The organism is Dyadobacter soli (genome assembly GCF_900101885.1).
Classification (GTDB): domain Bacteria; phylum Bacteroidota; class Bacteroidia; order Cytophagales; family Spirosomataceae; genus Dyadobacter; species Dyadobacter soli.
In genome coordinates this window covers 34,613-46,687 of record NZ_FNAN01000020.1, presented here as the reverse complement: position 1 = coordinate 46,687, position 12,075 = coordinate 34,613, and the positions used below count along the sequence as shown (strand labels likewise).

Genomic DNA, 12,075 nt, shown 5'->3' with positions numbered 1-12,075 from the left:
AGCCTATGTCATGTTGGTAAGGGTTTAGGGTGATAAACTTTTTGCGGTATCCTGCCTTTCGATAAGAATGCGCGCATCCACAATCTGGTAAGACATACCCATCGTTTTACAGATCACGTCGAGCTTTTCATAAAGTGTTTCATCTTCCAGGCTCACTTGCAACGAACGGCCTTTCACCAGGTCGGCGTCGTAGATAATCTCCACGCCATAAGCATCCTGCAACACCTTGAAAACCTCCGGCAAAGGTGTATTGTCAAATTCAAAAGAACCTACCGGCGCCGATTCGACGATTACCGGCTTCTCTACGAGTGTTTTATTAAAATGCAGCTCTTGCCGTGAAAATTCTGCCTGCTGATTGGCCGTGAGCACGAGCCCGGTCATGTGCGGGTTCTTCGGATTTTTCTCATAATCCTTTTTACCAAACACGGAAACCTTGCCCGTTACCACTGAAACAATCACATTCGGGGCACTAACGTATGCCTTTATACGAAAGCTGGTGCCGAGTACCTTGGTCACGGTTTCATTGGCGTAGATCAGGAATGGACGCTCCGTGTCGCGTTTTACCTCGAAAAACGCCTCGCCCACCAGCTGTACTACCCGCTCCCTGCCGTCAAATGCCGCCGGAAACACCAGTCTGCTATCTTTTCCGAGTGTCACCACACTGCCATCGGCAAGCCGAATGTCCCGTGTACTATCCGAGCCATTCACCTCCTCGCGCATCATGCCTGTGTGACTAGCCCCGATGTCCGCCGTCGCCACGTTCCGCGCTTTCTCCGATTTCCACAACCAGGTACCAAGGCAGGCCGCTGCCAGTACAAGCGACGCCGCCACATGCCAGGCGGTAATGCGCCGCCATAGCGCAAGGGGCGCCGGACGCGTACGGTGCTCAACCTGCTCCCAGATTTCCCGTGCCAGCAGGTCGTGTTCGTCCTGGTCGCCGGTGTGCAGCTCCTGCACGAGCGCCCTCGCAGCCAGTATCTTGTCGGTCTGCGCGGGATGCCCGGCCAGGTAATTGTTCCAGAATACTTCATGCTCGGGGTCGGTTTTCAAAACCCAGTGCTGAAAAGTTTCGTCGAATGCAAAATCCTCTATTTCAAAGTTGGCATAATCTCCTGCCATGGTACATCGGTTTCGGTTGATATACTCCAGTGTCAAAAGCGGCGGGATTTAATCCATTTTGAAGTAAAAAATTTTAAGATTTCAGAAAAAAAGAAAATAAAACCGGGATAATCGACGATAAATGCATGATTTCCCGCAAAGTTTTCAGGCCGGTGTAGATGAATTTGCAGGCCGACTGATAGTTGACGCCCATGATGCGCGCCACTTCTTCATTATTTAATTCATGAAAAAAACGGAGGTGGATCGCCTCCCGTTGCCGCCTGGGCAGCCGGGCCAGGGCGGTTTCCAGCTGCCGCGACTGTTGTGTCAATGTTTCCTCCCGCACCGTCTGGTTCTCGAAATGGTCGTCTTCCGTTTCCAAACGCTCTTCGTCGAGATTTTCCGGCTGGTCGAAACGCAAATGCTTTACCAGTTTGTAGCGAAGCGATTTAAGCAGGTAAAACCGCAGCGAACGGATTTCGCCGAGGCGCTCGCGGTTTTCCCAAAGTTCCACAAAAAGGTCCTGGGTACAATCCTGAATGAGATTGCGGTTGCTGGTAATCTTGTAGCCGTAGCTGATTAGGTGGTGTACATTGGACTTGTACAAGCGTGCAAACGCCTCCCGGTCGCCTGTCCTGAATGCATCGGTATCTACCCACTCATCGACTTCTAAAGCAACATGACCAAAAATCCGGCTCATTTGGAAAATTTTGTAGCGTCAAGGTGGCAAAGCTACATAATTTGGACATTACAAATATAATTTATTATTGCTTGATGAATTTTTCAGTTATTCCATCGCTGAACAGCATGAGGTACAGGCCCGCTGGAAGGGCTGACACGTCGACCCAATGCTCGTCTGATTTGAATACCCAGGCACGTACCTTACGCCCCGACTGATCGAGAAGCCTGCCCGTCGTACCCGTGGCTCCTGGTCTTTTGACACGGACGGCGGCGACGGCAGGATTCGGATAAACGATTACCTGACCTGGGCCCTGTAAACCGACACTTACCATCCGACTGAAACTACGCGCCCCGTCCCGTTCCTCAATTAGCAAGCGATAATACAAAACCGCAGCTCCCGGTGACGGTGTATGCCGGAAGGTATAGTTACTTTGAAGCATGTCGGTGGCTGGCACTGATCCCGCCGGCTGAAAATCCCGCCCGTTCGTACTGTATTGAATTTTGTAAGTCTCAATGTTTTGTTGCTCCGTCACACGCCAATCTAGCTGGACACTTTGGTCGTCGTTCGCCATTCCGACAAAGGACACCAGCTTCACAGGAAGTGGGCTAGCCGCCGATCCTATCAAAAAGCTACTGAAACCATCGACATTGAAAGTGATTTCCCAACGCTCGTGGACGGTGTTCCATTGGATATTTTCAGGCGCTGGTGTGATCGCCTCCGGCGCTCCTGGAAAATCGTCCGGCTGACTTCCATCAAAACCGCTGAATTTAAACACCCGCAAGTTACCCTTGTTCACGGCGTCATCTGGTCCCGACGGAAGCGGCCCCGCGGGCAATGCGTGGTTAAAACGGTCAAACTCTTCCTGAGTGAAAAACAAGGTCAACAGTGCTGAGCCGCCCGCTGGTGCAGTTACCACATAGCGCCTTTGTACATAAGGCGAGCCGCGGAAATGCGCTACGTCCGCGTCCACATAAACGCTCGCGCTGACATTGCCTGAAACCGGGCTGCTGCCAGTGGGCAACAACCTGATCACGATCCTGCAAGCGTCATTACTGACCATCAAATCCGTACGCCCGGCAACGGCTGCTGTACCCTGATCCCCATGCTGTGCCAGTGACTGCGCCGCTGTTTGAAGGGAAGATTGAAATTCCCAGGCCCCCATGTCGACGATTTGATGGACCTTGCGCAAGCTACCAGCCAGATCTCTGGTCGTGAGCTGGTCCGGTAACAGGGCATTGCTGGCGCTGTTGATCGCGGGACTACAAGATTCGAGGCGGTAATCACCGTCACCCGTAGGTGCAAGGGTATGACTAACTGCGTTGGCAAATAGTGGATTAAGATTCAAATTACCAGTGCCCTCTGCTCCCCCCTGCACCAGACTGTAGCTGACAGAAGGAATACTTCCGGCATAGCTATTCATCGCGCTGCTGTTACCGTATAAAATAGTATTGTGAATCACCGGAGCTGCGTCGATATAGTTAAAAATCCCTCCACCGTCGTTGGCTTTGTTACCCGCAATGGTGCAGTTGATGATTTGGGGAGACGAAGCATTCCTGTTCAGCATGCCGCCCCCGTTACCTCCGGCGGCGTTCCCGGTGATCTGGCAGTTGACAATCAAGGGAGAGGACTGCTCCTCATTGAGCATCCCGGCTGCAAATGCTCCAAAGTTCTTTTGAATAATCAGGTTGGCGAAACGCAACTTCTGACCGTTCAAATTTCGTTTGCTGAAAATGCCCCCGCCATAGTTCTGTGATACTGATACCCCATTAAAGGCAGCTGTGCCACCGCCGTTGGCATACCCGTCCGAAATTACAAATCCATCTACGACAATGCTGTCTGCATCTGCGGGCATGTTGGCAATCACCATCACATGGTAGCTGTTGTCTGTGGCAATGCCTGGATCACCAATGCTTCCGCTTAGCTTTGTGATATTGGTAGTCAGGTTACGTTCCCCTGTAACGGCATCATACCCGCCAAATAACCGTATCCCACCGCGGGCGATATGAAACGTAGACGTACGGTCTGTGCCGTTAGCAACACCGGTGGGGTAATATACCCCTTTCGCTACCCTGATGGTCGAGACAAGTGGTTCAGCATTGGCAATGGCCAGCGCATGACTGACGGATTGAGAGGCCGATGCCCAGGATACGCCATCATTCTCATCGTTGCCGTTAACTGCATCCACATACAATATTTCGGCTACCCGGACTAACTGTAGGGCACTTTGGTCTTGTATGGCATAATCCCCAAGTGTCATGCCATCGACCAGAGACTCTCCGTTAAACCGAAGCCGCTGCTCAGCAACCGGAATACCTTTCAGATCCTCAATCTTTTGCTTCAATTGCATGACGGCGTCGGAAAGAAACACATCCACTGAAAACGTTTCACCAGTCCACGATGTGACCAACACCTGGATACCCGCATGCGCGCTTTGATTTTCCAATGCACCCATGTCAATGGCCGAGCCTACGACCCTAGGATTGGCGGCCAGGTCCTTGTCGGTGGACAAGTTGCCGCCCACGTCGGTATAGGCGCTATTGCTACCCGTATTTCGTGCCGGACTTGGGTTAGCCAGCCGGAGAAAATTCGCGTTGCCGGGTGTGGTCGATACAAAATCTGGATCATTATCGATATTATTTCCTCCGTCCACACCAAGGGCCGCGTTCCAGGCGGTACTCCCACCCCAGTTAGCGATCAGACTGTTCTTGATTTTGGGTAATTCGCCTGACATGGTGGAAAGGGACGCTTCCGTGCTAACGCTCACCCCATTCGATTCGTTATTCCAAACGATCGAATTCGCCAGCGTAAACGGCGAGTTCACGTTTGTCAGTGCACCGCCTCCGTACGCCCCTGTAACATTTCCCCAAACGGTACAATTGGTCATGCGCACCAACGTGCACAATCCACTCATCATCCCACCGCCCATCAAGGCATTGTTACCCGTCAGGCTACTGTTGAAGATATTCACGGAGTTACATGCTTCATTGATGATTGCACCGCCCTGGCCTGCCGTGTTATTGGCAATCCTGCTGCGGCGGATAATGACCGTGGCCCGGTCATTCCGCATCGCTCCGCCCCGCGAACCTGCCTCGTTCGATTCAAACACACAATCGTTTGCGGTCATGTTACCCTGGATATTATGCACGCCTCCGCCATCCGCTGTGGCCGAGTTGCCAGTCAACGTGCTCCCTTGAAGTGTAATCGTTCCCTCGCCATTGCCAATCCCGCCCCCATTCTGAGCTGAATTCTCTGCAAAAAGTCCATTCGTTATGACTGGGCTACCCAGTAGATTGCCCAATCCACCTCCGCCATCCGCTGAGTTTCTCGTAAATTGACAGTCCGTAAAAGAAGTATTGGAAGCCCAATTATACACCCCTCCCCCCCCATTCCCCGCACTGTTTTCTTCAAATACGCAGGCGCTAAAAATGGCCGTAGTCCCATAACAATATAAGCCGCCGCCGCTTTCAGACGCATTTTTATAAAAAGTACATTGCGATAGCGTGGGTTCCGACCCACTCCCAAAAATACACCCGCCGCCGCCCTGGGTCGTCGCTGTATTCCGATAGAACAAACAATTTACTATTGACGGGGAGGAATTTGAGATATAGAACCCCGCCCCTGTTCCATGTTGCACCATTTGTCCGTTCACAGGAATCATGCCGGTGGATTCATCGTTAGTTCTCCCCCCGGAAACCACGAAACCGTCCAGGCGAGCGACACCCGCGTTTCCTCCCGAAATCACGACGTGGTGGGCATTTTCGGCATGGCCGACAAAATCAGTCTGATTGTCATTCCCCAAAAAATCACCGCTTAGCACCGTACCCTGGCCGGGAGCTGCCTTATTGGGCAGGATGCGCGCATCACCAAGATCATCGATGCCCGCAGCCGGGTCGAAGCCGCCGTACAACTGTACATCACGCACCATCACGAAGCTGTTGTACCTCCCACCATCCGTAGTGTAATGCCGATCGTCGGCCTGATAGCGTGGCAGGTATACGCCCTTGGCTACCAGGATCCGAAGGGGATTTGCGCTACTCCAGCCGTGTCCTCCGGCCTGATACGCTTGTCGGGCCCAATGCAGTGCATCGGCCAGCTGCGGAATGGCGTTTGCCCACGAATCACCGCTGCCAGTATAGCCAGCCGCGCCCGTGTTAACGTCGCGGTTCACATAAAGGATATTACTACCACTCGGTGTAATAACCTGAGCAAGTACCTTGGGCTGGGCTGCCAGCTGCACGCAAAGGAGCATAGCCGCTAAAAGGCCGCGACAGCTTACCAAGCTTTCCAGCCGTATCGATGTATTTTGTAGAAGTCTTTTCATAGTAGCACAAAGTGAATCAATTCAGTGCTACGACGGTATCCCCCTTTTGGGTAGGCTATCTGTATTTACGACTGATCAGCGCGTGCCGGCTGTTCACTTGCAGCTTTTCGTAGATGTTCTTGATGTGGTATTTGACCGTTTCCAGCGAAATATCCATTCGAATAGCCACTTCCTTGTTGGTGAGCCCCTCCTCGATGGCCTCCACAATTTGTGTTTCCCGCGGCGTGAGGTTCTCGGATAGCTGTCCCGCGCTTTTAGGGTTAAAGTACTCCACGACTTTCCGGGCAATGCCAGGCGACATGGGTGCGCCTCCCTGATAAAGCTCGTTGACAGCATCCCGGATTTGTGTCAAAGGGGTTTGCTTGAGCATGTAGCCTGAAGCGCCATTGCACAATGCCTGAAAAATGCGATTGGCATCATCGTACACGGTTAACATGAGCACGCCGCATTTGGGCGCCCGCCTTTTGATCCGAGGAATGCCTTTGATGCCCGACTCCCCCGGCAAGCCGATATCAGATAATACGATGTCCAGGTAAATCCCCTCGGACCAATGCTCAAAGAATGACTCTACCGAGGAGGCCGACAGCAAAACGGACATACCGGCCTGCTGACTGAAATAATTTTCCAGCATAGCTCGAATTTGGTCGTCGTCTTCAATAATTCCCAATCGTATCATCACACAAAGTTAGGTGATTGGGCACGTGTCGACATCCCTCTTTTGGGTGGTATCTCCAGGGTCACACAAAACCTCCCCCGGGCGTCGTCGATGGAAAGCTTTCCTCCCACCTTTGCGGCGCGCAACGTCATGTTTTCCAACCCACGCCCCCCGAGGCGGGCGCCGAGCGGTATGGTATTCTCCCTGTACTGGTTGACAACGACAAGGCTTAGGTGCGGTTCAGCCAGCAAACGAATCAGAATTTCGGAACCATCGCTATGTTTTATAGCGTTGTTCAGTGCTTCTTTGAAAATCAGGAAAATATTTTGCCGCACCATCTGCGACAAAATTCCAGCGTCGGTGTCCACTCCTTCCTCAAACCTGTACCGGAAACCCAACTCTTCCCGGAGCCGGTATACATAGTCTTTCATTCTGATCACCAGGTCTTTCATCGTGTCAAAACGGGAATCGATTGACCACACGATATCACTCATCGTCGACAAGGCTTGCTTACTTGTATCCGCGATTAAAGCCAATTGCCTGTCCTGCTTTCCCGCAGGTTCCAGGTTGTCGGCCAATGAATTGGCTTGAAAAAAAATGCGGGTAAGCGAACTCCCCACCTCGTCGTGCAGGTCCGCCGCAATCTGATTGCGAATGGCCTGCTCTCTGCGAACTTTGGCAACGCGGCTACGATAAAACAAAACGACGATACCAGCGGCACACAGCACCAGCAATCCACGAAACCACCAGGTTTCTGAAAAATGAGGCAGTTTGATCACCGTCACCACTTTGCTGCTGTGCCCCAGACCGGTGCTTCGCGTACGCAGCTGCAAGTCGTACAGTCCCGTCGAAGGTTCAATGAGCGAGATAAATTGCCCGCCATCGAGCGACTCCCAATCCCCGCCGTTGCGTGCATATGCCAGGTTACAGCCCGCCCGGTAATTGCCGGGTGTACCCACATACAAGGCGGTCAAACTTTGGCCCGGAACAAGTTTCAAGGTAGTTTCACCACGATATGGCCAGGTATAATCGCGGGATTTTTGTCCGGTCCTGCCTGTGGATGTGTGTACCTCCGCCACAAAGCTTTGCAGCTGATGGGCGGGATCAAACCATCCCTGATGCATGTCGAGCACAGCATACCCCGACAACCCTCCTACATATACGCGCTTTCGTCTGGCGTCCACAAAAGAAGCACCTGAATTGAATTCCGGTTGGCTCAGTCCCTCAGCGGTCCCAATGCGCCGCACCCTATATTGACCATCCACCAGGTTCAATCCATCGGCTGTCCCCAAAACTTTCACGCCATCGATCTGTTCCAGGCTGTATACCAGATTATTCGCTAGACCGGAAGCCGTTGTGAGCTGCTTCACCTTGTTCCACTGCCGGTCCAGACCCACCAGCCCTGCTCCCTGGGTCGCAATCCAGAGAATGTTGTTTTCAACCATGGTTTTGTAGACCCCCATATTTCCCGACTGGGGATATCTCTTCACCAATGTCCCATTTTTCAATTCGAATAGCCCAAGACTTGTGCTCAAAAGTAAATGCTTATCCGATAGCTTATGAATGTGACGTATTTGTAAATCCAGCATATGCGGCGCCCCTTCGGTCAGTTCGTACCGATCGAGCACCCGAAGCTTTTTATCCAAAAGCCAAAGCCCGTTCATCCCTCCGATCAGGATCTGCGTGGAAGTTTCGGCCAGACAAAGTACATAATTGGGCAGGTGCCCACTGTACTTCTTCTGTACATTCGCAGATAAGCTATATTCGAGCGGCTTGATCGCTCGGCTTTGTCGGTTGAAAACCTTCAGAAAGCCGCCTTCGGTACCAACCAACAGCTCATGCTCATTCAGGGGTAACAACGCGTAAGCGTGCTTCAACTCCGCGAACGTATAGACCGCACCGGCCGAGTCGATATACCCTGCACCACTGTAAGTAGAATAAAAAATGGAGCCAACAGGGTACACATAGATTCCCCGCGTGCTTTTATTGGGGCCGTTGTTTTGCGGGATCAGCTGTGTGAGTCCCTTTGCTTTGGGGTACACCACAAAAATGCCTTCCTCGGTACCGAGCAATATCTCATCTCCTGTAATAACCCCGGCGACTGTCCTAAGCTTATTTTGGGCCGGCATCGATACTTTTTCCCGCAAACGAAAATCGTGATTCATCACATACACGGTATCGTCCTCCGCATACACAAGAATATCCAACCCGTCCTTCAGAAGGAAAAATTTATCATTCGAAAGTTTAAAGCCTTCCGGTTGCATTTGTCGGCCAACTCCTTCGGCAAGCCGAACCGCCACATTCCGCCCCGGAACATCAATGTAAAGTGTATCCAGGTGTCCGATCAGGCTCCTTACCTGGACATCGCCTATCGGCAGCGTGATAAAATGGGTTTTATACTGCTTTGCCGGATCGATAGACATCATAATACCCACCTGCGTTCCAACCCATATCTTGCCTTTCCAATGCGTGATGCTACGCGGCGCCATCTTGTTGCTTGACCTCCTGCTCTTTTCAAAGAGATCATCGACACGGAAAAACTGATGCTCCTTCACCAATAATAGATGACCGTTTTCGTAAGCCACGACGACGGTAGCATCGGAGAGTTCACTGATCGAAAAAATTTGGCGTTCCTGAACGGGCGGAAGCAGCGCTGTCTCTACTGAATGCACTTTCCAGGTTTTCAGATCCAGGTAACTCAGATTGGCATTACCAACCATCCACAATCGGTCCTGTCGGTCAATGAGGATCCGCTGTGGCATATCGTTTATTTGCAGCTGACTGGCGATGGTTTGAAGCACATCCAGCGACCGATAGCCATCGTAGCGGTATATTTCACCATTGGTCAAAAACCATACAAACCCCTTGCTATCCCTGGCCACATCCTTGATAAGAACCTTATCACGGTCTGGAAAAAGCTTCAACTTGGTAACAACATAGGATTGCCCATATGCTCCTTGCCTGGTCAACCCGATGCCAAGTATAGAAAGTGTAAACAACAACCACTTCATGCAGCGGATTTTCATAACGCACCAAGACAAACAGATGTAACCTCCCGTTTAATGCAAAATTCCCGGACACTTGCTTTTTACTCGGGACAATTCCCTAAATATTCGGAAGTCCGAAGTGAAAACGTCTCATTTTCCGGCTTCATCTGCATGGCTGTTTAGGTCTCGATGCTTGCATCCTTTGTGGCAGACTTGGGTCGGTTCTCCATGCAAGAGACAGGTTCAGCGAAGTTTCGTAACACATCATTTTCTGCAACCTGTATAAGTGTTGGGGGCAAGCCGGTCAATTTCAACAGCTCGGCAGCACCGCCCGGTCCCGAAATTTTTCCCGATGATTTAGCCAGGATAGAAAGTATATAATCCCTTTCGGCGTCGAAGATCCGAGGTTCTATTTAAGCCTGTTAAAGTGCTTATGAGCACAGTTACCCTAAGTCCAAATTATCGGAAAATTTGATCAAATAGAGAATATTAGTACCTAATTATGAAATAGTTACATTTTTAACTAACGTTGTAACTGTTTTAGTACTAATAGGTAATTTCTTCGAACTAAACCTGTTCCTGCCCTATGAAAGCTTTACTACTCATCATGACCGCACTGTACACATTGCATGCGATTAATGTAACCGCCTGCCCTGGCGGTAATTTTACTACCCAGGCGAGCGTCGACAATTTTCCGATAAATAATCCGGGATGCACAGTTATCACCGGAGACGTCTTGATCGGCAATGTGGGCGTCGGCAGCAATATCACTAACCTTAACGGGTTCTCTGCTATCACACGGGTTATAGGAAATCTCAGTATATTCAACAATCCATCGCTAACCAATTTGAATGGCTTCTCAGCTCTGAAATCAGTCGATAAGGATTTAACAGCGGACTTACCGGAGTACACCGGACAACTTTTTTTGGCCGTGGGGCCGCTTGTCTCAGACCTGTCGGGCCTTAATGCCCTTCAAAGGGTCCAAACTCTGGACATCATGGGCGGCTTAAGCAGTCTCAACGGGCTCTCCAGCTTAATTGCCGTAAGAACATTGAGGATCTCCGACACCAAACTGGTAAACCTGCAAGGATTGCTGGCTTTGGACAGCTGTGTCTCTTTGTCGGTGCAGCGAAATCCGTTGCTAACGTCCCTCAACGGTTTCCCGCCCAGTATTCCCTACCTTCAGGATATCGAATTAAGGAGTGACCCGTTGCTCACGAGTGCAAATATTTTTAATGGTGTTACAGCACTCGGTCGGGTAGATATCGATGGCTTACCGATGCTTGCCGATCTTTCGGATTTTAGTCAAATACAGTCATTCCGTGCGATATGGATCGGGTCGGGTGGAATCAACAGCTTCCAAGGTTTGAATTCGTGCAAGTCTATCGGGACACTTTATGTAGGAGGCGATTATCCGGGATATGAGGGTTTGGATAACGTCACGTTCATCGATTTTTTTTATATGCGAAGAACAACCAATCCGGCCTTCCGAAATTTCAACGGCCTGGGTTCATTGAAAACCATTCGTCGATGGGAGGTCCAAGGCTCATTCGAAAGTTTTAGCGGGCTGACTTCCCTGGAAGTTGTCAACAATATTTTCTTTAACGGTGTGGACGTACCCAGCCTAATCGGACTGGAAAATCTGAATGCAGATTCCATCCAGTCTGTCTACATTGAGGGTTCTTTCAATCTTACCCAGTGCAGTGTGAAAAGCATGTGCACTTATTTATCAAACCCGGAAGCAAGAGCCCAAATTTCTGGCGGGATTGGATGCTATTCGAGAGAACAGATACTCAATTCGGCAGAGTGTAGGACGGTCCTCCCAGTAACGCTTGTATCATTTGAGATCAAAAAAGTAGCAGAAGGCAACAAGCTTGTCTGGCAAACTGCTACCGAAGCCGGCAATAAAGGTTTTGAAATCGAAAGGAGTGCCGACGGGCGGGTGTTTACGTCCATCGGTTTTGTCCATGGAAATGGTGATTCGGGCACGTTGAAAAGTTACTCTTTTACAGATGCCCTTCCGCTTACTAACAGCTACTACCGTTTGAAGCAATGGGATTGGGATGGTAGTTTTGAATATTCCAAGATTGTCTGGGTGCACGCGAATACCCTTGCGGCAATAGCCTATCCTAATCCGGCCCAGGAATTTGTATACATCCGGAATGCGCCCAATTTTAGCCCTATATCAATTCAAAATATGAAGGGTTTTTCGGTTCACGAGTCGGTATTGCTGCCAGGTAAGCCGATCGATACAAAATCGCTTCAAAACGGGTTGTATATGATATCTGTTGGCAATGAGCAGTTAAAAGTTTGGGTGCAACATTGAGACCGG

6 protein-coding genes are annotated in these 12,075 nt (G+C 50.6%); 1 reads left to right on the top strand and 5 read right to left on the bottom strand.

Going from position 1 to position 12,075, the window contains the following annotated elements; all coding sequences use genetic code 11:
* Positions 1-24: 24 nt before the first annotated feature.
* The 5 genes from BLQ88_RS28445 to BLQ88_RS28425 form a co-directional block, all read right to left on the bottom strand.
* Complete coding sequence (locus BLQ88_RS28445) at positions 25-1,119, bottom strand: FecR family protein (RefSeq protein ID WP_090156413.1); 1,095 nt, start codon at positions 1,117-1,119, stop codon at positions 25-27.
* Between the two features lie 73 nt (positions 1,120-1,192).
* Positions 1,193-1,798: an RNA polymerase sigma factor gene (locus BLQ88_RS28440; protein ID WP_090156412.1), complete on the bottom strand. Its 606-nt coding sequence runs from the start codon at positions 1,796-1,798 to the stop codon at positions 1,193-1,195.
* 64 nt (positions 1,799-1,862) lie between these two features.
* Positions 1,863-6,101: a ubiquitin-like protein gene (locus BLQ88_RS28435; RefSeq protein WP_090156411.1), complete on the bottom strand. Its 4,239-nt coding sequence runs from the start codon at positions 6,099-6,101 to the stop codon at positions 1,863-1,865.
* A 55-nt stretch (positions 6,102-6,156) separates the two neighbouring features.
* Entirely contained in the window at positions 6,157-6,777 is a 621-nt protein-coding gene (locus BLQ88_RS28430) for a response regulator transcription factor (protein WP_090156410.1), read from the bottom strand.
* Positions 6,777-9,767, bottom strand: coding sequence for a sensor histidine kinase (locus tag BLQ88_RS28425; protein ID WP_176885137.1), 2,991 nt, complete (start codon positions 9,765-9,767; stop codon positions 6,777-6,779). The genes BLQ88_RS28430 and BLQ88_RS28425 overlap by 1 nt, the downstream gene beginning before the upstream one ends.
* Positions 9,768-10,329: 562 nt before the next feature.
* Here BLQ88_RS28425 and BLQ88_RS28420 point away from each other — a divergent pair.
* Entirely contained in the window at positions 10,330-12,069 is a 1,740-nt protein-coding gene (locus BLQ88_RS28420; RefSeq protein WP_090156408.1) for a T9SS type A sorting domain-containing protein, read from the top strand.
* Positions 12,070-12,075: the final 6 nt, after the last annotated feature.